The 22418-nt window shown below is 43.7% G+C and carries 13 protein-coding genes; 4 read left to right on the forward strand and 9 right to left on the reverse strand.

The window, feature by feature from the left end:
- Positions 1-53 precede the first annotated feature (53 nt).
- Entirely contained in the window at positions 54-935 is an 882-nt protein-coding gene (locus tag J8L84_RS02035; protein WP_211069221.1) for a LysR family transcriptional regulator, read from the forward strand.
- A 110-nt stretch (positions 936-1045) separates the two neighbouring features.
- Here J8L84_RS02035 and J8L84_RS02040 read toward each other — a convergent pair whose 3' ends face one another.
- The 8 genes from J8L84_RS02040 to aldA all read right to left on the reverse strand — a co-directional run bounded on the left by J8L84_RS02040 (position 1046) and on the right by aldA (position 17222).
- Positions 1046-3139, reverse strand: coding sequence for a TonB-dependent siderophore receptor (locus tag J8L84_RS02040; RefSeq protein WP_211069222.1), 2094 nt, complete (start codon positions 3137-3139; stop codon positions 1046-1048).
- A gap of 220 nt (positions 3140-3359) precedes the next feature.
- Positions 3360-5945, reverse strand: a complete 2586-nt coding sequence (locus J8L84_RS20350) for a hybrid sensor histidine kinase/response regulator (RefSeq protein ID WP_211069223.1) — start codon at positions 5943-5945, stop codon at positions 3360-3362.
- Between the two features lie 101 nt (positions 5946-6046).
- On the reverse strand, positions 6047-8086 hold the full coding sequence (locus tag J8L84_RS02050; protein WP_247670491.1) for a tetratricopeptide repeat-containing sulfotransferase family protein: 2040 nt from the start codon (positions 8084-8086) through the stop codon (positions 6047-6049).
- Positions 8087-8266: 180 nt separating this feature from the next.
- Positions 8267-10795, reverse strand: coding sequence for a TonB-dependent receptor (locus J8L84_RS02055; RefSeq protein ID WP_211069224.1), 2529 nt, complete (start codon positions 10793-10795; stop codon positions 8267-8269).
- Between the two features lie 117 nt (positions 10796-10912).
- Positions 10913-12442: an aldehyde dehydrogenase gene (locus J8L84_RS02060; RefSeq protein WP_211069225.1), complete on the reverse strand. Its 1530-nt coding sequence runs from the start codon at positions 12440-12442 to the stop codon at positions 10913-10915.
- Positions 12443-12786: 344 nt separating this feature from the next.
- A complete protein-coding gene (locus J8L84_RS02065) occupies positions 12787-14415 on the reverse strand; it encodes a GMC family oxidoreductase N-terminal domain-containing protein (RefSeq protein WP_211069226.1) in 1629 nt (542 codons plus the stop codon).
- Between the two features lie 7 nt (positions 14416-14422).
- Positions 14423-15646: a mandelate racemase/muconate lactonizing enzyme family protein gene (locus J8L84_RS02070; RefSeq protein ID WP_247670492.1), complete on the reverse strand. Its 1224-nt coding sequence runs from the start codon at positions 15644-15646 to the stop codon at positions 14423-14425.
- Positions 15647-15797: 151 nt separating this feature from the next.
- Complete coding sequence (gene aldA / locus J8L84_RS02075; RefSeq protein WP_211069227.1) at positions 15798-17222, reverse strand: aldehyde dehydrogenase; 1425 nt, start codon at positions 17220-17222, stop codon at positions 15798-15800.
- 363 nt (positions 17223-17585) lie between these two features.
- Here aldA and J8L84_RS02080 point away from each other — a divergent pair, with 363 nt between their 5' ends.
- The 3 genes from J8L84_RS02080 (at position 17586) to J8L84_RS02090 (ending at position 20825) form a co-directional block, all read left to right on the forward strand.
- The gene (locus J8L84_RS02080) at positions 17586-18350 is read left to right on the forward strand and encodes an IclR family transcriptional regulator (RefSeq protein WP_211069228.1); all 765 of its coding nucleotides are present in this window, start codon (positions 17586-17588) and stop codon (positions 18348-18350) included.
- Between the two features lie 349 nt (positions 18351-18699).
- The gene (locus J8L84_RS02085; RefSeq protein ID WP_129735676.1) at positions 18700-19665 is read left to right on the forward strand and encodes an NAD(P)-dependent oxidoreductase; all 966 of its coding nucleotides are present in this window, start codon (positions 18700-18702) and stop codon (positions 19663-19665) included.
- 263 nt (positions 19666-19928) lie between these two features.
- A complete protein-coding gene (locus J8L84_RS02090; RefSeq protein ID WP_211069229.1) occupies positions 19929-20825 on the forward strand; it encodes a LysR substrate-binding domain-containing protein in 897 nt (298 codons plus the stop codon).
- A 37-nt stretch (positions 20826-20862) separates the two neighbouring features.
- On the opposite strand, the gene J8L84_RS02095 is transcribed toward J8L84_RS02090, so the two are convergent.
- On the reverse strand, positions 20863-22236 hold the full coding sequence (locus J8L84_RS02095) for an L-serine ammonia-lyase (protein WP_211069230.1): 1374 nt from the start codon (positions 22234-22236) through the stop codon (positions 20863-20865).
- Between the last annotated feature and the right edge of the window lie 182 nt (positions 22237-22418).

The raw sequence follows: 22418 nt of genomic DNA on the forward strand, positions 1-22418 counted from the left end.
ATATAGTTACAGCACGGTGCTGCATTTTTGCAGCAACTCAAAAAGGTAATCGTGTGAATTGGGATGATTTAAGGCTGTTTCTTGGTTTAGCCAGAAATGGAAAAATTAGCATTGCTGCCAGAAACTTACAGCTTGACGCAACCACGTTGATACGTCGTGTAAAAAGGCTGGAGACCGCCCTAAATTGCAATTTGTTCGAGCTAAGTAATAAAGGCTATTTGCTTACCGATCACGGTAAACGCTTAGTTCACTACATTGAACATGCTGAAAGACACATTTTAGAAGCGAAAAATGATTTAACCGACGAGCGTCAGGAGCTTTCCGGCACAGTAAGAGTGAGTGCTTCTGAAGGGTTTGGTTCTTGGGTATTAGCCCCTGCATTGGCTGAATTTAAACAGCGCTACCCCGCTATTTGTGTGGAATTAGTGGCAAATAGCGGCTTTTTGAATATCAATAAACGGGAAGCCGATATTGCCATTTTGCTAGAAAAGCCCACGAAAGGCCTGCTGTATACCAAAAGGCTTACCGATTACCGCTTAAATTTGTACATGCATGAAGACCTAGTAGCAGCACACGGCGCCCCTAGCTCTATCGAACAACTAAGCCCCTTCAACTTGGTCAGTTATGTGCCCGATTTAATTTATGCGCCCCAACTTAACTTCATTGAAGAATCGCTACTTTCGCCGCTTCACGCCCTTAAAAGCACCAGTATTAATGCGCAATTTCAAATGCTTCGAAATAAAGCGGGCGTGGGTATTTTGCCTCATTTTATTGCCAAGAATGCCCATGAACTACAACCGGTACTGCAAGATAAAATAAACATTACCCGCACCTTTTGGCTAGCAACCCATCGCGATGTAAGGCACTTAGCCAGGGTAAATGTATTTTTAGATTGGTTGAACAATACCGTGCAGAAGCACGCTGATATATTCTGATTTAGTTTCAGGGTTATCGCGCTAATACTCACACCAACGCTATTTAGGATGGGTCAACATAAATAAAAAAAGCGCCCTAAGGCGCTTTTTAGCGTTTTATTTTATACCTTTTAGAATGCGTAAGTCAGGCTTACTGAACCATTCACTGGTGCACCATAAAAGCCTATGGTGTGTAGGCTGGTAATGTATTTTTCGTCAAAGATATTATTGATGTTTGCACGCAAGGTAAGGTCGTTGGTTACCGCGTAAGTTGCATAGGCATTCGCTAAGAAGTAGCTGCCCTGCTCTACGTTGTAATCGGTGTTACTAATTTCAGATTGCCATCTTCCGCCTAATCCCACCGTTAGCGCTGGTACTGCTGGCAGTTCGTAGCCTAATTGGAAGGTCACTACATCACGAGGCGCCCACAGGTTTGCGTCGTTGCCTGCTTCATCTTCCACATCAATAGCGGTATACGATGCCTGAACACGTAAAGCATCAGTAATCTGACCGACGACTTCCACCTCAAACCCTTCAGACTCTACCGACACGCCTTCGTAGTAGTACTGCTGATTTTCAGGGTTAATGCCTGCAAAAGAGGCTAAGTTGTCTTGTTCAGCAGTAAAATATGCAAATGTGGTCATTAAGGTATCATCTAACCACTGGGCTTTAACACCAGCTTCAAAGTTTTTACCTTTAGTGGGTGCTAAGTATTGGCCAGATAAATCATATTGCTCTTGCGGCTGATACACATCTGAATAGCTTACATAAGTATTGATGTTTTCGGTTACCGCGTAGGTCGCGCCGACGTAAGGGCTAGCCTCACTTTCTTCGTTATCGATTGCGGTACCCGCATTGTTACCACTGCGCTCAAAATCAATCGCATTGAAGCCCGCAATAACAAACAATTCATCGGTTAGGCTTATTTTTGTAGAGCCAAAGTAGCGGGTAAGATCTTGTTCAATGTCAGAATAAAGTACCGCGTCAAACCAGTCAGGCTCTGCAATGGCATCAAATGCATACGGGAACGCTGGGGTTGCGCCATAGGCAGGCGTATTGGCATAGTCGAAACCGTACTGATACATGGTATCGCTGCTTGAGGCATGGCTTACACCCACGTTCAATTCATGCTGGCGACCGAAAAGCTCGAAAGTACCAAAAGTACGCGCTTCTATAAGGTTTGAATCTATGTCTGAATCATAACGACCCGGCCAGCCTGCTAAACCTAAGCCAGTGTCTTTATCGATAGTACCGTAAGCATAAAATAATTTATCTTGTTCTTCGTAGCCTCGGTAGTTATAGCTTACTTTCACTTCCCAGTCGTTATCGAAAATATAGTCAAATTCTACGAATGCGTTGGTGTTTTCAGTGTCCCACATTGCCCACTCTTGCGCGGTGGTATCACTTACGTCCCACTCAGCTTGCGTGCCGTCTGTGTAATTGAATACTAGCCCGCCCCAATTGTTTCCATCGGTGTTAGCATCTTGGTAAGAGTAGCCCAAGGTAATAGTGGCGTTATCGGTAAGTTGCCCATCCACTACGCCATATAAAAAGGTGCGATCGTTCTCTAGGCCATCCAAGTAAGACGCTTTATCTTCTATAGCACCTACAAAACGTGCAGCCCAGCGGCCATCTTCGGTTAATAGAGTAGAGTAGTCAGCCTGCATGCGTTTAAAGTCGAACGACCCTGCGCTTACTGTCACTTCACCACCTTCTTCGTTGGTGGGGCGCTTGCGTACATAGTTCAGAGTACCTGATGAATTACCTACCCCCGTAAGCAAACCATTAGCACCACGAATAACTTCAATTTTTTCATAGCCGTAGGCTTCAAGCGCGCCTGTTACAATGCCCCAGTCGTTAGGTAGACCCACGCCATCAATTTGGGTATTTTTAATTTCAAAACCACGGGCGGTGTAGTTCGTTCGGTTCGTTTCCCACTCTTCTACGTTGATACCCGGTGCAAGTTTAAGTGCATCGTTAACATTGTAAGCACCAAACGACTGCATTAGCTCTTCAGAAATAAGGCTAATGGACTGAGGCGTTTCGCTTAGCTCCATTGTTAATCCGGTCGCCCCGCGACTAACACGATTTTGACGTACACCAACAATGTGAATTTTCTCGACCTGAGACTCATCTACCGTTGTAGTGTCTGGTTGCGTTTCTTGAGCGTTAATCGAAAAAGCAAGCGCTATAGGGGTAAGCGCAAAGAGCGTGGTCAGTTTCATTGTGTTCTCTACAGTGATTTTGGTTTAGTTTTTAGTCGCAGGGGATTATACGTAAGTAGATAAGAATCACAAATGATAATTATTAGCATTTACATAATTATCACAATACGCGATCTTTAAGTAAAAATGATCGTCATTGTGATGTATTCAAAATATAAATGAGGCAATTGAGTTGGCCGAAGAAGCTAGCGCCCTCGGCCATTGCTGGATAGGGAAAATACTAGTTGTCGGTAAGCCTCAACTTCACCTGCGTGATAAGATCTTGTTTCACCACGGGCTTAACAATATGCCCTTGCATACCGGCATCGATACAACGCTTTCTGTCAGCTTCCATGGCGTTAGCTGTCATAGCCAAAATAGGAATATTGTCCCAGGTAGCATTTGCGCGAATGTGCTCTGCGGCTTCTACGCCCCCCATAATAGGCATTTGCATGTCCATCAATATTAAGTGGGGTTTAAACCCACTCAGAAGAAGATCTAAACACTCTTGCCCGTTCTCGGCAAATTTAACAATAGCCCCTGCGCTTTTTAGCATTGCTCCCGCAACTTGCTGATTAATGGGGTTATCTTCTACCACCAGCACTAACCTTTTAGCCAGTAGCTTTTCATCATCTTCAACCACAGGATTTTGCGCTAATTCTTCGGTAGATTGATTACACGAGATAACCGTGTCATACAAAGTAGAAGGCGTGAATGGCTTGTATAAGAGGTCATCGAATAACACCAAGCTGTTTTTATCAAAGCTTTTTGTGTTGTGTGAAACCACAACTAAGTGGGTTATTTCTTTTTGTTCTTGCTGCCAGCTTGCCAATGCTTCTTTACTAATAACACTTAAGATGGCTTCATCAATGATAATGACCCTAGGTAAGCTATTCGAGGCTTTGTGAGACGTTAACTCTTCAACACTTTTCGCTACAAAGGACGGCCATCCAAGAACAGAACATTGACGCTGAATGCCAGTTTCTACATTCACATTTTGCGTAAGCACTATCGCCTGGTAGGACACGACATCTTGCTCACTTAAGCTTTCTGCTTGTGCTGCCGAGGCTTTTTTAAGTATAACATTAAAGTGGAATTTACTGCCTTTACCTTGCTGGCTAACTACACCAATCTTGCCGTCCATCATTTCCACTAACTGCTTGGCTATACTTAGCCCTAGTCCTGTTCCACCAAACTTAGTGTTGGTATCGCGGCTAGCCTGAGTAAACGCCCCAAATACTTGGTTGGCTTGCTTTTCAGTCATGCCAATACCCGTATCTTGAATCTCAAAACCTAACTGAACGGTATCTTCATTTTCGCTTAGCAGTTCAACGCTTAAGTTTACTTCCCCACGAGAGGTAAACTTAATGGCGTTGCTAATTAAATTACTGATAATTTGATTAAGCCTAACCGCATCGCCAACAACATGTTTAGGACATTTAGGATCAACATCAATCCACAGCTCAATGTGTTTACCGTAAGCGGCTCGGCCCATCATTTTACCAACCTGATTAAGCAAGCTATCTAAACGGAATGGGGCTTCAACCATATCGAGTTTGCCAGCTTCAATTTTAGAAAAATCGAGTACGTCATCAATAATTCGGCTTAACAAAGAAAAGCTTGTGATGGCTTGCTCTATATTATCATTGATTTTTTTGTAGTTACGCTCACCTAACGTGATTTGCAGTAGGCCATATACACCATTCATCGGCGTACGAATTTCATGTGACATTCTGGCAAGAAAATCGGCTTTGGATTTCTCGGCATTGTTGGCTTTATTTTTTGCCTTTATGGCAAGCTCTTTTTCCAAACTCAATTGATTAAGCAGTCGTATCAATAAGTATGCCAAACCTATTAAAAACAAAGCTGCGGCAACAAAGCCGAAAGAAATAAAGTGCTTGGTTCGCTCCAAATACGCCACGGCCTCAGTGGGCTTTTCCATGACTAACCAGTAGTAAGCATCTTCAATGTCTGTGTCGTCAGTATTTCTTTTACCAATAGGAATAATGCCGTGTTTGAATCGGCTGGTAAAATTGCCGTCTGGGGTAACATCTTCGCTGCCATTAAAGCGTTTTTCAAAACCTGGAAACTGCATACTTACTTGGTTTTTAGGCCTGTCGAGCAGCCAGCCCCACGCTGAGTTATTCGGAGAAGTTAAGAAGAATCCATCAGGGTTTATTAGCCAGTGTGCGTTTGTGAATTGCAGCTCTTTTAGGCGTGAAAACAATTCACGCAAATCAAAATTCAGTACAACTAACCCTAAAATTTCGCCATCAACGCGATATTTAGCAACACTTCTGATAGTTGGGCGATAAGGGAGCTCTATTATTCCCCGCTCCTTGTTTAAATCTAAGGGCGATACATAATAGTCTTTAGCTGACTCAACGGCCTCAATAAAATAATACCGTTCAGCTTTGTTTTGTAGGTCTTTGGTATCTCGCCAAATCAGGCTTTTGGCTGATTTTTCAGCACGTAGTTGCTCATTACCATCAAGCGCAATATAACGAATTTGCTGTAAACTTGGGTACGCATCGAAAAGTGCTGACCAATGTGCAGTAAGGTACCGCTTAGCATCGCCTTCAACGAGTGAATCCACAATGAGGCTACTTTTACTTTCTTGAATAGCGAGTGAACGCGCATCCAATATAACGTGGTTTATTTCGCTCTGAAAATTTTGATGAAGGACGTCGAATTGTTGACTGATAGCGTCATTACTAAACCGCTTAGTTTCTATCCACAAGATATTGGCTAATACTGCCAAGATACCTATAAATAATACGCAGAAAATAGAAATAAAGAGTGCTGATTTAGAGACTTTATTGACCACAATGCATCCTTTCGGGTTACTGCAACGGCTATCGTATTATACGAAAGTATAACACCTAAGTCGTAACGTACCGCAAATAAGCTAGCTTTGGCTATTAATGGCTACTTTAATGCTGACACCAAAGTACTTAATGGCTCTAAATCTGATTCAAAATGCTTCCATTGCTGCATTCCGCTTTGATAAATAGGCTGGCGAACCTGCTCAGCACTAGCCGTTCTTACTGAGCGTTTGGTTTTATAAAAATCTAAACAACTTTCTTCAAAGGGTAGCCCGCAAAAATCAAGCAGCTTACGTACTTGTTCTTCAAAATCGGTGACTACGTCTTCATATTGCATCTTTAAAATTTTACCTGGTAGCACTGTGTTCCAGTGCGCCATAAGCTCAACATAATTATTGTAGTACTTTCCAATATCTTCAAGGTTGTAGCTAAATTCCTGTCCTTCCGCAAACAACTGCTTAAAGATACTAAACCCGCATGACATGGGGTCTCGTCGCGCATCAATAATTATCGCATTGGGTAAAATGAGGTGAATAAGCCCGATATGCCTGAAATTATTTGGCATTTTATCTATAAAGAAGGGAGCACCTTGACGATAAACTTCGGTATCTCTAATAAATTCTTCGCCAAATTTAGAGAGCTGCTCCGCCGAAAGTTCAGCGAGAACTTGCGGGTAACGCTTAGGCTTATCAATACCGCCACGGCCATTTAATCGATGAGAAAGCGACATTATGTTAGGCAGTTCCATGGTGCCATCAACCATGGAATGGGAAGACAATATTTGTTCTAACAAGGTAGAGCCAGCACGGGGCAGGCCCACTATGAATATTGGTGTTGCCTGGTTCGTCAGTATGCTAGGGGGGTTCGAGGGAGGTGCGTGTTGCGAAAACAGTGCTGGCGTACATACTTCTATCTGTGCCTTACACTCAGCATCTACCCGCGCAGCTTGATAGCCTAATTGCTGCTTTTTAAGCGCATTCCCTTTGGCATAATAGGAAAAGGCTTGTGAGTAATCGCCAGTATCTTCAAATGCTTTTCCTAACGCAAAGCTTAAATGAAATCTATCTTCAAATGGGGTATTGGGCGCTTGTTCACGAGCTTGCATTGTCGTGATTTCATCGGTGCTAAAGCTGTATGTTTTAAGGTTCGCTAGGCTCCAAAATGCATCGCCAAAATTTTCTTGGCACGCACCCGCTTTTTGATAGGCGGTAACGGCATTGTCGGTGTCCCCGACCGTTTTATACGCATGCCCCAACATAATAAGTACACCTGAATTATCTGGTAGCTGATTGAGTATTTCACGATAAATATGAATAGCTTGATTAAACTCGCCCACGGCTTGGCTTTCGTTGGCCACGGCCATTTGATAGCGCACATCATTCGGTGACTTACTGCGTAAAAGTAGTGCTTGCTCTAAGGCTTTTTCATAGCGTTGCCTCTTATGCAGAACATTGACGTAATCTAATCGGGCTTGATGAAACTCTGGGTCGAAGTGCAAACAGCTTTCTAGCAAAAACTCGGCGTCGTCTAACACTTTATGTTTCACACCAATAACAGCAAGTAAGCGCATCGCTTCAGTATGTTTAGGCTGTTTTTTAAGGAAAAAGCGACATATTTCTTCCGCTTTAACCACGTTGTCTTCGTTTATTAAACTACTTACACTCACCAACGCTTGTGGCATGCCAGACCAATAATCCACTTGATTTTGGGCGTGATCCGCAGACCATATTTGACCCTCTGCGCGATATAGCTCGCTTAAATTTTTCCAACTCGCAATCAGTGCAGCATTCAGTTGTACTGCTTTTTCATAGGCACTAATGGCGGCTTGGCTATTACTCAGTCGGTAGTTGTGGCCTTCTTCTTGATAGGCTCTAGCGTAATTTGGATGGTAGCTTTTAAGTGTATTTAGGGTTGCTAATGCGAGCAGGGGCTGCTGTAAGTAACGCTGACATACCGCCGTTAAATACAGCGCGTCAATATTGTCTGGGTAACGAGTGAGTAGGCTTGATGTAATGGCTAGTGCGTTTGAAAATTGCTTTTTTTGCAGCAACAATTTGGCTTCAGTGAGGCTATCACTCATGCTACTAACATTACTAAACTGCTTAGTTTTAGCTTCAGAATTTTTGGGTTCAGAAACACCCATATACGTTACTCCAGCTCAATCGCTTATTGCACTAGTCTTAAATAAAGTGGCTAACTACCTATAAATATTGGTAAGTACCTATTTAGACAAACACAGATTTAGCATACATGACTTACGTTTATAAACAAAAAGCGGCTATGGGTAAGCCGCTCTTTGATACGTGTTATCTAGCTACTTACATTAGTTAAACGCATAAGACACACGCATACCAATGGTACGAGGGCGATTGGTGGTTACCCTTCTTATATCATCGATAGTGTTAATGTACTTTTCTGCAATCTCATCAGTAAGGTTATCAACGTAAAGTTCTACCCCCCACTCATCAAAGTTTGCACCTACTGAAGCATTAACTAACGTGTAGCTGTCTTGCTTTTCTCGGGCATCAATATACATAGAGCTATAGCTCTCGTCAGTATATTGAAGGGTGACTTGACCGTAAGCATCTACATTTTTCACCGTCCAATCATATCGTCCACGCAAGCTGTAGTTAAGCTCGGGCGACAATGCTAATTCGCTCCCTTCTGGAGCCAACGTAAACGATATACCGCTTACCAAATCAGTAATTTCTGAATGGTTGTTAGACACAGCGGCGAATAAAGTTAAGTTGTCGGTAGCTGTCCATGCTGCATCAAGTTCTATACCTAGAATTTCTGCGTCAGCCACATTGTCAGTAAAGGTTAATTGTAAGATGTTGGCGCTATCAAGAATAGCAACTTGGATGTTGTCCCAATCAATTTGATAGATTGCGCCGTTTATCTTCAGGTTACCGTTGTTAAACGTGGTTTTCCAACCCAGCTCCATGTTGACCACTTCATCACTTTCGTAGGTATCTGGTACCACGAAATCTTCAAACTCAGGCAGATTATTGGTGTTAATTGCCGGGCCAGACAGTCGGTTGAAGCCACCTGCGCGGTAACCTTCTGAGTACGTGGCGTACACCAAAATATCTTTACTGAACTGATAGTCCAACGTGAATTTAGTAATGGTGCCATCTTGTTTTAGCGGCGAGATATCAGCCAAGCTAACATCATAGTTACGGCCGTAGTCAGGGAAGTCTTCTGTCGCGCCGAACACGCTAGTATTGGCAAAGGCAGATGAACCTAAGAAGGTCGCTTCTAGTTCGTAATAACGCAACCCAGCTGTGGCGGTAAGTTTGTCGGTAATATCCCATGCTAACTCACCAAAAATAGCCGTTTGCTGTTCTTCACGGGTCAAGTCGTTGATGAAGGTAACCCCTGGCTCTCTGAAGTCTGGATTGTTCGCCGTAGAGCCTACGTTTGGTCTATTCTGGAAGAAACCTAGCTCTGGTGCAGCGGCGTAATCATACTCACCATCATGAGTAATAGTTTGATCGTCATAGAACAAGCCAAGCACACCACGTACCGGTTTATCGTACGGTGAGCTGAAACGAATTTCGTGCGTTAAACGTTCGTTAGTTACCTGACCTACAAAGCGCTTGCTTGGATCTAAACACTGTCTTACTTCGGTATAAGTACAGGTGTAATAATCGGCAGCAAATGCACCACTGTTGTTGTAACCAATGTAGTCTACGGTTTGATAGATATCGCGATCTAAATAACCACCGGTATAAACAATGTCTACGTACTCTAACTGTTTCTCAATGGTCCAAGAAGTTAAGTCGAAGCTATCTTCCAGCCTGTCATCATCGAAGCGTGCAACGTTCATTTCGCCTAACGTTGGATCGTAATCAAATACGCCATCAACGTCTAAATCTTGATGGGTATGTTGTAACAAGATACTGAAGTCAGCGGTTGGTTCCCAGCTTATGCCGAAACGAACCCCAATATATTCACTGTCGTTGAAATCGTCTTCAACAAACTCTTCATTATCAATTTCGGTATACGTTGCATCAACCCATTGGTCTTTTAAACCTTGCTCAACATCACCATTATTAAAAAAGTCTGGGTTTGCGTTGGGGTTAATAGTTGGGTCTAGCGTGAACGTACTGTAGACGTTGTCAATATAGCCACCTTGCTTATCATTGTATGCAGTAATACGTACCGCCAACTCATCTTCAATGATAGGAATATTGACAAAGCCTTCAATCGAAGTGCTGTCATCGCCGCCTTTAGTTTGTGAATAGTCTAGTTCGAATCCAGCATCAAAACCGCCAGAATCCGGCTTGTTGGTGATGATACGTAAAGCACCTGCTTGTGCACTAGCGCCAAACAATGTGCCTTGTGGACCTGCTAGTACTTCTAAACGCTCAACGTCGGTTACGTAAACATCTAAGTTACGCCCTGTTGCACTAATAGGCATGTCATCTAAGTATAAGCCTACTGTCGGTGCTGGGGTAAATTCAGTTCCGGTAATACCATTATGACCTAGTGCTAGACCGCGAATATAAACGTCAGACTGACCTGGACCACGCCCCCCCATACTTGCGCTAGGGATCATTTCTATATAATCATCGAACTTAGAAATGTTGTTTTCTTTAAGAGCCCGTTCGCTTAGTGCGGTGACTGAAATAGGTACGCTTTGAATACTTTGAGCCCGGCGGGTTGCCGTTACTTCAATAAGCTCAATAGCTGCCCGTTTGGGCTTTTTAGTGGGTTGTGTTTCCTCAGCAACTTGTTCAGTTGCTTGCTGTGTTTCTTGAATATCCGCAAACGCTAGAGGAACATCTACAGCAGCCGCCATCGCTATACATACTGCATAATTGACTTTCGTCTTTCTTAACATTCTCATGAATATCTCCAATTTTTATTATAATTCTCTTACACACTCGTTATGTTGTTACTTAGGGTACTGCTTGTGTTTTTATTGCCTTACATCTTTATTATTTGAATTCGTTTTGTGCTGCTTTTACGCTAGGTTTATCCACGTAGACTTGCTTTGGGTGTAAGCGGTAAAACACTCAAGGGATTTATCTCTAGAGTTACCCGACTGCTTGTAACCACCAAACGGTTGGGTCATATCACCGTCACCAAAGCAGTTCACCCAAATAACACCAGCCTCAATCGCTTTTATCATTCTGTGGGCGGTATTTAAGTCAGAAGTCCATAAGCCCGCCGCCAATCCATATTTAGAATCGTTCGCAATCTTTAACGCTTGCGCTTCGTCATCGAAGGGAATTAACGCCACAACAGGGCCGAAAACCTCTTCTTGAGCAATAGACATCTCTGAGGTGACTTGGGTAAATAGTGCTGGCTGTATATAGGCGCCATGCTCTAAGCCTGAAGGCACTTCTCCGCCAAACGCCAGTTTTGCGCCTTCTTTATTACCTGCTTCAATTTTTTCCAATACGCCTTGGCGTTGTTGAAGTGAAACCATGGGGCCCAAACTCGTGGCTGGATCTAATGGATTGCCCGGTTGGTATACTTCACGGCTCTTCTCAATAAATTTTTCCACAAAGGCATCGTGAATGTCTTTGTGAACCAGCAGTCGAGAACCTGCGTTACATACTTGGCCTACGTTGTCGTAGATGCCAGCAATGGCAATATCTACAGCTTGATCTAAATCAGCGAGATCAGGCATGAATATTTGCGGGCTTTTGCCCCCCGTTTCTAACGCCACACGCTTCAAATTCGATTCACCGGAGTACGTCATGAGCTTTTTGCCAACCGCGGTAGACCCCGTAAAACTTATTTTGGCTACATCCATATGCAGTGCTAATGCCTTACCGGCAATATGGCCATAACCATTTACGACATTAAAAACGCCTGCAGGTCCGCCAGCTTCAATAAACAGCTGAGCAAATCGCGTGCAACTCAGCGGAGCTTGTTCTGAAGGCTTCAATACAACGCAGTTCCCTGCAGCTAACGCAGGTGCCACCTTCCAAATGGCCATAAGTAGCGGATAATTCCATGCCGAAATAGCCCCCACTATGCCTAGTGGTTCGTGCTGAATCATATGTAATGCATTATTTTCGGTGTTGGTAACCGAACCACTTACCTTATCAATACACTCAGCAAAAAATCGCAGTGACACTGACACTTCGGGTATATCAATAGTTAAGCAATCGGTAATGGGTTTACCCATGTCTAAACTGTCTAGCAATGCGAGCTCGCCCGCATGTTCATCCACCAAGTCAGCCAATCGCAAAAGTACATTCATGCGTTCACGAGGAGGCATGTGTCTCCAGCGCCCATCATCCCATGCCGCTTTACAAGAACTTACGGCTGCATCGACATCTGCATCACTTGCTGATGCGACCTTAGCGTTAACTTCGCCATTGGCTGGATTGATGGAATCGAAGGTTTCGCCACTTCTTGCAGGCACATAACTACCATTTATGAATAAGTCAGACTGTATTTCCAATTCTTCTGCAATACTCACCCAATCTTCGAGTGAAAAGTTCGCAGGATCTGAGTTATTCAACAACGTGGATGGCATATATAAAACCTCTCAAAACCTTTTTGCTCATTTATTCATCAATCATAAATCGAAATATAACAACGGCACAATTGAGCATTATTTGATTATTCATTAAAATTTCTAACCTATGCGCAAGTCGGTTAAAAATTTTCACATATAAATAGCAATTTTGACGTTTCCGTCTTTAATATCACTGTTATTTTTATTAATTTTCGACACAACAAGTGAATAGAATTAAATTAAAAATATTAACGCTAATAAAAAATTAAATTCACTATGACGCAATAAGTACTTTTTGGTCGTTTATAGAAAATATAGCTAAGCTTAAATTTACTTTTTATAAAAAATTCAAAAAGTAAAAACTAATGATTACGTTGATCTTCTAAAATTAAATCGGCGCCTTTTTCAGCCACCATCATTACTGGTGCGTTGATGTTGCCCGACGTGATATTTGGAAAAATGGAAGCATCTACAACACGAAGACCGGTAACACCATGAACTTTCAGTCTTGCATCTACGACCGCATTACTTTGTTCAGGCCCCATGGCACAGGTTCCGCAAAGGTGGTAAATCGACCCGCCTTGCTCTCTGAAGTACTGCAGCATGCTATCGTCATCATTAACGGTAACACCCGGTTTTACTTCTTCGGCGGTAACCGCTTTTAATGCGGGAGCTTGCATTAAGCGCCTGATGAGTCGGCTCCCCTGACGCACTTCTTCTAGGTCTTTCTCGGTAGATAAATAATTGGGACGGATAAATGGCTTATCGCTGGGATTGTTCGATGACAACTCTACCGTGCCTTTACTGCTAGGTCGGCAAGAATTAAACGCGACTAAAAACCCTGAATAGGGGTCCGGCGCTAACTTAGCATTAGGGTCGGCTGGAATTTGATATGACATGGGGTTGAAGTACAACTGAAGATTAGGCAGCGTTTCGGTATCTGACCCTTTTACAAAGCCTCCACCTTGATTAACGCTTATCGATAAAGGTCCGCTACGTGTAAACACATATTGTAGCGCCGCTTTAGCTTGCCCGAACAACGACCCCAAGTCGTCGTTCAATGTTTTTACTTTTGCTTTGAAGTAGTAACTAACACATAAATGGTCTTGAAGGTTTTGGCCTACAGCAGGGGAATGCGTTACAACAGGAATACCATACTTATCGAGTAAGCGAGTATCTCCAACCCCTGAAAGCTGGAGTAATTTTGGCGAATCTACTGCGCCAGCTGACAGCACAATTTCTCTTTTCGCTTTGAGGGTTTGCTGAACACCCGCGGTATTTACTTGTACACCATAAGCATGGTTGTCTTCATTGAATAAGACTTTTTCGACCACCGTATCGCGCAATACATGCAAGTTAGGGCGCTTTAGTGCTGGTTTGAGGTGCGCCGAGTTACTGCAATGGCGAAAGCCTTTGTAAATATTGGCATCGTAAATACCAATTCCTTCAAACTGTGCACCATTGAAGTCGTCGTTTAATGTGAAGCCAAGCTGTTCAGCACCTTTCAAATAATGACTACAAAAAGGATGTGCCCCTTTTTTCATTTGAGTAATACCCACCTTTCCGCTGCCAGAATGGTGTTCGGTGTCGCCTAACGGGTGTCGCTCTAGCTTCTTAAAATAAGGTAATACATCGGCATACGACCAGCCTTCGTTGCCAGCTTTTGCCCACGCATCGAAGTCTGAAGCTTGTCCGCGCACATATATCATTGCATTGATGGAGCCCGAGCCGCCTTGCCCTTTACCACGAGGGGCATACATTTTACGCCCCGCCATGTTTGGCTCTTCTTCACTGTAATACATATAATTGTAGGTAGGGTGATAGTAGGTTTTCGCAAAACCAATAGGCAACTTAATCCAAGGTAAGCGGTTTTTCCCCCCAGCTTCAATCAAGAGTACGGAATAGTCACCAGACTCACTTAGCCTATCAGCAAGAATACATCCTGCTGACCCTGCACCGGTAATGATAAAGTCGTACTCAGAGATACTCATGTTTGCCCTACCGTTTCCAGTCTTGATTAGACTGTTCTTTCACATCGTAGGGCTTGGCATCCATGGATAAATGTAGTGCTTTGCCTGTGTAGGGCGAATGTGCTTTCACCACATCCATATTTAACTCAACACCCAAGCCTGGCTGGGTAGACGGAATTATGTAGCCGTCTTTCCATTCAATCTTTTGTTGTAGAACGTCGGCATGAAAACCGTCCCACGTCATAATACTTTCTTGAATAAGGAAGTTTGGCGTAGCAGTGGCAAGCTGCACACTTGCAGCCGCACCAACTGGGCCATTGTATAAATGAGGCGCTATCTGGGCGTAATGCACTTCTGCAATACTGGCTATCTTCTTAGCCTCTAGTATGCCGCCTACTCGGCCCAAATTCATTTGCAAGATAGACGCGGCGCCATGCTTAAGTAAATCGAAGAACTCGTATTTCGTGGTTAGGCGCTCGCCGGTAGCCACTGGAATGCTGGTATTTTTGGCGACTTCGGCCATGGCCGATGCTTGACTAGGAGGAACAGGTTCTTCAAACCACAAAGGATCGAATGGTTCGAGGCGCTTGGCTAAACGAATGGCCCCTGCTGGGGTCATTTGGCCATGGGTACCCATGAGTAAATCGCACTTATTACCTACCGTTTTGCGAATTCGCTCGCAAAAAGTAGCGGCTTTATCGATAGCTTCTAAGGACAGTTGATGACCACAGTAATTGCCATAAGGCCCTACGGGGTCAAACTTCAATGCGGTGAAACCTTGCTCCATATTCTTCTCGGCACATTCAACCGCCAAGTCAAGATTGTCGTAATCGTAATCGCCGTCTTCATTTTCAGGATATAAGTAAGTGTAAGTACGAAGTTTATCGTGAATTTTTCCACCGATAAGTTCGTAAACAGGCTTGCCTGCTGCCTTGCCGATAATATCCCAGCACGCCATTTCTAACCCGCTGACCACGCCCATCATGCTTAAGTCGGGGCGCTGTGTGAAACCGCTAGAATAGGCTGCGCGAAAGAAGCGCTCTACATGGTGGGGGTCGAAACCTTTTAGGTAGCGATCGAACACATCTTCAATAGCATGAGTCATTACACTAGGGTGAAAGGTAGCGGCGTAAACCTCACCAACACCTTCAATACCACAGTCGGTTCTAAGTGAAACAAAAATCCAGTACATACCCCCTACGTGAGGCGGCGGCGTAGCAACGACATAAGATTCACAAGAAACAACTTTCATGGTTTTACCTTTTTTTCACCCGCACCAAGGTGCGAGTTTTTATAAATTGTGTAACGATTTGGCACTGTTGCCAGCAAAACTGATATATAAGCGCTAATTTTTAACGAACGAGTACTAACGTATTAGCGTTGAATAAATTATTGATTCAACGCTAGTATTTAAGAACAACTAAGCGAGTTTGCGTGTATTCCAGCATGCCATGTTTACCATCGTCGCCCCCTAAACCTGATCGTTTCCACCCAGCGTGAAAGCCTTGATAAGGGTCGGAAGGAGTACGGTTGATATACACTTCACCCGCTTCCATTTCATTCGCCACTTTCATTGCGGTACGATAGTTTTCGGTATAAATCACAGACGCCAACCCGAACTGGTGATCGTTGGCTAACGCCAGTGCTTCATCCACATTCGAATATTTCAAAACAGGTAATACAGGCCCAAAAATCTCTTCTTGAACGATTTCCATATCTTGGCGGCAATTGGTCAGTAAGGTCGGCGGGTAGAAATAGCCTTTGCCTTCAGGAATGACGCCACCAAGCTCTAGGTTAGCCCCATCATCAATGGCTCTTTCCACCATTTGATGAATGTTCAAACGCGCATTGCCATTAACTAATGGCCCCATGAAACCAGGGTTGTCTACACGGCTACCAAACTGTTGGCTTTTCATGTTTTTATGTAGTAAGGCTACAAATTCATCGTAGATATCTTCGTGTACGTAAGCCCGCTCTACCGCCGTACAAAGCTGGCCGCAGTTGGTATTTTTAGAACCTACTATTTCCCTAGCCGCTTTTTCTAAGTCGGCATCTGGCTCAACAATCGCGGGGGTTTTTCCGCCTAGTTCCAACGACGATTTAGCAATATTAACTTGCGAGTACTCTAGAACCTTGCGTCCAGCGCCAACGCTTCCCGTAAGGGTAATCATGCCCACTTTAGGGTGTGTACACACCAATTCCGCCGTAGCGTGGGTCATGGTAAGTACGTTCACTACGCCCTTGGGAATGCCCGCTTCTTGAATAACTTTGGCAATGGCAAATGCTGAACAAGGCGTGTTGTTACTAGGCCTAACTACCACCGTATTTCCGGTAATAAGCGCCGGTGCAATTTTGCGAAGAAATGTGTAAACAGGATAGTTAAACGGGATTAATGCCACCACAACGCCAATAGCTTCTCGTTGCAATAGCAGGTTTTCATCTGGGGTATCGCTGGGAATAATTTCGCCTTCGATACGGCGCGCCCATTCAGCATGATAACGAGTTATATCAGCGGCATACACAGCTTCGTTGGTCGCATCTTCTAGACTCTTCCCTGACTCTTCAGCCAGTGCAGCACCAATATCATCTTTGCGTAATACCAGGGTGTCAGCCAACTTTTGGAGGTAACCACCACGTTCTATGCTAGTAAGTTTTCGCCATGCGCGCTGTGCTTCTGTAGCACTTTCAATCGCAGATGCAGCTTCTTCTGGGCTTGCCGCAGGGACCTGAGCAATAAGCGCTTCAGTTGCAGGATCATAAACGTCTATTAATGAATTTTGAGTAGAGCTAACAAATTCATTGTTAATAAAGTTCTTTTCGATTCTCATTGGGCAGGCCTTAAATCTTAGTTAATCCATTGTAAGCAGGGTTAAAATTTCAAGTCAAACTTTTATTATATTTAGAATATTGATTCCATATATGGAAAAACGAGTGGTGTATTTCTTGTTTTTTGAGGTCAGATTAATGCACGAAATAGTAAACTTTTGTTTATTTCATGCGTTTATATAGCCGAATAGCCGTCGCTTTAAATTGCCTCCACCTAACTTTACAGCCTATAGGGCTTTATTTACCTACATATAGCTGAGTTTTATCTTAAGCTAATCTTAAATTTGCCTTGCTTGCCTGCTGGCCTTACTACACCAGATAACGTAAGATTATTTTTTTATATATAAAATAGTGGCAAGTGGTCGATGGAAACGTTAAAAGCAAAATCAAAAGCGCCGGCTGTAGATGCCTCTATTTTAATGATGAATTTAATTGCTACGTCATCATACCCTTTGACCCTTTCGGAAATTTGCTCTCAGCTAGATATGCCGCCGGCCAGTGGGCACCGTATTATTAACGCGTTGTTAGAACATCAGATGATTGCATTGGATCCAAATCGTAAAAAAGCCTACTGCATTGGTTCTAAAATCTTTCAAATTGCGTCCACCATATACAACAAACAAAGCATCATCCCGTTCTTCTATCCCGTGGCTGAAATTTTAAAAAACGAAATTCATAAATCTATTTTTTTATATTCCCCAGTAGGCAATCGGGTGGTAACAGTAGCAAAGGTAGACTCTTCACTGAGTGGCCCTTTAACCTTCCATTTAGGGCAAACCACCGCCATGCACTGTTCTGCATCTGGGGTGGCCATTTTGTCTATGCAATCTCCAGTACTACAAAAAAATTACTTTGATGTAGAGCAAAAGCACGACCCTAGCATCACCAATCAGTTGCCAAAGATACACGAGGAGTTAGCGCGTGCTAAACGCTTGGGGTATGCGGTTACTCAGCGAGAGAACGGTAGCCATTATTGCTGCATTGCCGCGCCAGTATTGAATTTGAGAAACGAGCCTATTGCGGCAATAAGTGTAGTGATAAACGCTGATTTTTTAAGTAAACAAAGCGCCCGAGACTATTCAAAAAACCTTGTGCAAGCCGCTCGCCAGTTGTCTGCCCACATCGTTTAGCTATAGCGGCACCCTTTAGTATCTATCCATTAATACTGTCACGGTGCAAAGGCATACTGTTTCCTATACCTCTTCGTTTTCCTATACCTCTTCGCTTTTTAAACTTCTTCGTTTTGCCCGCTTCATTCCTATTTCGTCCTTACCTCACTTTTGCTTTCCCCCTGCTTTGTAGGGCCTCGGATAACCAAAAAGTGATTGGTTAGAAAAATTAACCATACACCCAAAATTAATCATTTTTACCTAATCCATTTTTATATAACTATCGGTTTTCTTGAAGTTATACGAACTTCAACAGGCCAACAGCTGTGCTTTGCAATGGCACACCGCAATATAATAAAAAGGTAAACACATGAAGATAGGATTCATCGGATTAGGTAATGTGGGTGGCAAATTAGCAGGGAGCTTAATACGTAACGGCTGCGACCTTACCGTTAGAGATTTAAATCCAGAATTCGTCGCAGACTTTGTTGCACGTGGCGCCAAGTCTGCCGACTCAGCAAAAGAGATAGCTGAAAAGTGTGATGTTATATTCACATGTTTGCCTTCTCCAGCCGCGTGTTCTCACGTTATGGAAGCCGAAGACGGCGTGTTGGCAGGTATTAGCCCAGGTAAGATTTGGCTAGAGATGAGTACAACCGATGAAGCTGAAGTTCGCCGCATTGGCGCCTTGGTAAAAGAAAAAGGTGCCATGCCTGTCGATTGCCCCGTATCTGGAGGCTGCCATCGTGCCGACACGGGTAACATCTCTATTTTTGCAGGCTGCGACCGTGAAGCGTTCGATACCGTTCTACCTATTTTGACCATTATGGGCAGACGTGTGCTTCACACAGGCGAGCTTGGTTCAGCATCAACCCTAAAAGTAGTAACTAACTACCTATGTACTGTGCACCTTGCTGCATTGTCAGAGGCATTAACGGTTTCTAAAGTGATGGGTATGGACATGAACGTAGCCTATGAAGCCATTAAGGCGTCGTCGGGTAATTCATTCGTTCACGAAACTGAATCTCAGGTAATACTTAACGGTAGCCGTGATATTGGCTTTACTATGGATTTAGTATCTAAAGATGTGGGTCTGTTTGATGAAGTGGCAAAGCGCGCAGGCATACCTTTAGAGCTTGCACCTTTAATGGTAGATATATTTAAAGATGGTGAAGAGCGCTACGGCCCTCGTGAATATTCGCCTAATATCATTCGCAGAATGGAAGATGCTTGCGACGTTAAAGTACTTGGTAAAGGCTTTCCGGCGTTTATGGTTGACGACGAGCCAGAAGAAAAAGGCTACGAAGTTGTGGTACCACTAAGAAGCGATTACTAAAGCCAATATTTCCCTTTATCGATCGCTTAACTAAGCGTTAAATAAGAAGTAAATAGGAAAAATTGCACTAGGCGGCACCTTTATTAGAAGGCAACCTGAACGGGTTGCCTTCATCTTATTGGCTTAAGATTAGTACCTTTAAGCATATGTGTTTAGGGGTAAAAACAGTTGCTTCAGCGAGTCTATCTGTAGTTATTAGTTGGATTTTACGCCATTGTTTGGTAGTTATGTTGTGATAATTTTTCAATGATAAAGGTCTTTAAATGGAACGTCGGTTACTTCCGCCACTCAGTACCATAAGCGGTTTTGAGGCCGCTGCACGCAGGCTGAGCCACCGCGCTGCGGCGGAAGAGTTAAATTTAACGCATCCAGCAATTAGCCATCAAATCAAAAATTTAGAAGAGAATTTAGGGGTAAAATTATTTAATCGCGACGGCAGAAATGTCATTCTTAGCGATGAAGGAAAGTTGTTTTACCCCTATGTTTTAGAAGCACTTGAGCAACTTGCTTTAGGTGTCGCCACGGTTAAAAAAGCGGTAGAGCACGCGCCACTGCGAGTACAAACTTACGTCACCCTATCTATACGCTGGCTGGCTCGCCGATTACCCGCTTTTCACGATGAACACCCCACGGTGAATGTTCAACTTGATACCTATGCTTCGAAATGGGAGTTCGACGAAGAGTCTTCCGATGTAGGCATAGTGTTTTGCGAAACCACGCCTTCAGACCGGTATCATTGGGCGCCCATTTTCGACTCCCGTGTATACGCGGTGTGCAGCCCAACCTTGCTTGAAAAATACAACGGTAAATTAACACCCGAAGATTTATTAGATTTACCCCTACTGTCTGTAGAAACCGAAGTGGATTATTGGAAGCGGTGGTTTGAGAGCGCTAATCTTACACCCAATGTTATTACACCCTATATGGTGGTAGATACAAAAGCTGTTGCCCTTGAAATGGCCATTAACAATGAAGGGGTGGCGTTGGTGAATGGGCCCTTTATAGACGACGATTTACGCATGGGTCGATTAGTAAAACCCTGTGAGCATGAAACCACGTTTTCTGGAAGCTGGGGCATTATTTGCCGCAAGGAAGACAAAGACAAACCTGATGTTAAACACTTCTTTGACTGGATGCTAAAAATCACTTCCCAGATGTAGTGTAAGGCCTGAAAGTCTTATTTGCCGAGGGCACTATTTAGCATTCTATAATATTGACCGCTAGGCCTCCGCGAGCGGTTTCCTTGTATTTTGACTTCATATCATTGCCGGTTTCAAGCATGGTTTTAATCACTTTATCGAGAGAGACTTTTTGATCGCCGTTGCCCCGAAGCGCCAGTCGAGAGGCATTAATCGCTTTTATTGCTCCCATCGCGTTTCTTTCAATACAAGGTACTTGTACTAAGCCACCTACAGGGTCGCAGGTTAGCCCTAAGTTATGCTCCATGCCAATTTCAGCCGCATTCTCAACTTCGCTTACCGTGCCCCCAAGTATCTCGGTTAACGCTCCAGCGGCCATAGAGCAAGCCACACCCACTTCACCCTGGCAACCTACCTCAGCCCCAGAAATAGACGCATTCTTCTTGTATAAAATGCCAATGGCCGCTGCCGTCAGTAGATACCGTACCGCAATATCTTCATCTACTGGGCGAACAAACTTTTCATAGTAATGCAGTACGGCAGGAATAATACCCGCCGCACCATTAGTAGGGGCAGTAACCACTCGGCCACCTGCCGCATTTTCTTCATTTACTGCCAATGCGAATAGGTTAACCCAGTCCATTGCCTGCATAGGGTCGCAGGTACGTTCATTTTGAAGTCGGCGGAATAACTTAGGGGCACGCCGTGTCACTTTTAAGCCACCAGGTAAAATTCCCTCGTTGGCAATACCATTAGATACGCAGGTTTGCATGACCTGCCATAGATGCCATAGCTTCTGTTTAACTTCACGATTACTACACACTACGCTTTCATTCGCCAGCATCAGAGAACTAATACATAACCCGTGTTCTTTACATAAACGCAGTAATTCAGACGCAGAGGAAAAAGGGTAAGGTACGCTTTTATCGTCTTGTTCCACCGCAGCGGCCTTTTCTTGATGAAAGTCTTCTTCCCGCAATATAAAACCGCCACCAATGGAATAGTAACTTTGACTAGCAACGATGCGTTGCCCTTGAAGCCCATGGAAGGTTAAACCGTTTGCGTGAAGGGGCAGTGTTTTACGGCGATGAAATACAATAGCGTTTTCACGCTTAAAAATAACTTGACGCTGACCATGCAATTTTAGCCATTGTTGATGTGCAATATCAGCCAAATTGCGCTCGACACTTTCTATCTCGATAGACTCTGGGGTAAAACCTTGAAGGCCCAATATAACCGCCTTTCCCGTGCCATGCCCTTTACCCGTTTGCCCTAGCGAACCAAACAACTCTACACGTATCTCATCAACCTGTTCAAACAGTTGAAGGTGTTTAAGCTGTTCACAAAAGGCGATACCAGCTCGCATGGGCCCAACGGTATGAGAACTTGACGGCCCTATACCAATACTGAACATATCGAAGACGCTGATCATGGCTTACTCGTTAAATTAATTTTTACCCTGAATGGCCGTCTATTAAAGCACTGTAGATATGTTTCACTTTTCCAATCAAGACATTTACCGGTTCATATAAGACATACAAATTTTATTTCTATATACTAAAAATTGGTTTGTATTAATTCCAAACTAAAAAAACGTGAAAATTGGTAAAGCCA

The organism is Alteromonas sp. MMG017 (assembly GCF_018100795.1).
Lineage (GTDB): Bacteria > Pseudomonadota > Gammaproteobacteria > Enterobacterales > Alteromonadaceae > Alteromonas.

Coding starts and splice junctions, on each gene's coding strand:
- J8L84_RS02040 (WP_211069222.1), bottom strand. CDS start 3,139: ATGAAACTGACCACGCTCTTTGCGCTTACCCCTATAGCGCTTGCTTTT.
- J8L84_RS02050 (WP_247670491.1), bottom strand. CDS start 8,086: ATGGGTGTTTCTGAACCCAAAAATTCTGAAGCTAAAACTAAGCAGTTT.
- J8L84_RS02055 (WP_211069224.1), bottom strand. CDS start 10,795: ATGAGAATGTTAAGAAAGACGAAAGTCAATTATGCAGTATGTATAGCG.
- J8L84_RS02060 (WP_211069225.1), bottom strand. CDS start 12,442: ATGCCATCCACGTTGTTGAATAACTCAGATCCTGCGAACTTTTCACTC.
- J8L84_RS02065 (WP_211069226.1), bottom strand. CDS start 14,415: ATGAGTATCTCTGAGTACGACTTTATCATTACCGGTGCAGGGTCAGCA.
- J8L84_RS02070 (WP_247670492.1), bottom strand. CDS start 15,646: ATGAAAGTTGTTTCTTGTGAATCTTATGTCGTTGCTACGCCGCCGCCT.
- aldA (WP_211069227.1), bottom strand. CDS start 17,222: ATGAGAATCGAAAAGAACTTTATTAACAATGAATTTGTTAGCTCTACT.
- J8L84_RS02080 (WP_211069228.1), top strand. CDS start 17,586: ATGGAAACGTTAAAAGCAAAATCAAAAGCGCCGGCTGTAGATGCCTCT.
- J8L84_RS02085 (WP_129735676.1), top strand. CDS start 18,700: ATGAAGATAGGATTCATCGGATTAGGTAATGTGGGTGGCAAATTAGCA.
- J8L84_RS02090 (WP_211069229.1), top strand. CDS start 19,929: ATGGAACGTCGGTTACTTCCGCCACTCAGTACCATAAGCGGTTTTGAG.
- J8L84_RS02095 (WP_211069230.1), bottom strand. CDS start 22,236: ATGATCAGCGTCTTCGATATGTTCAGTATTGGTATAGGGCCGTCAAGT.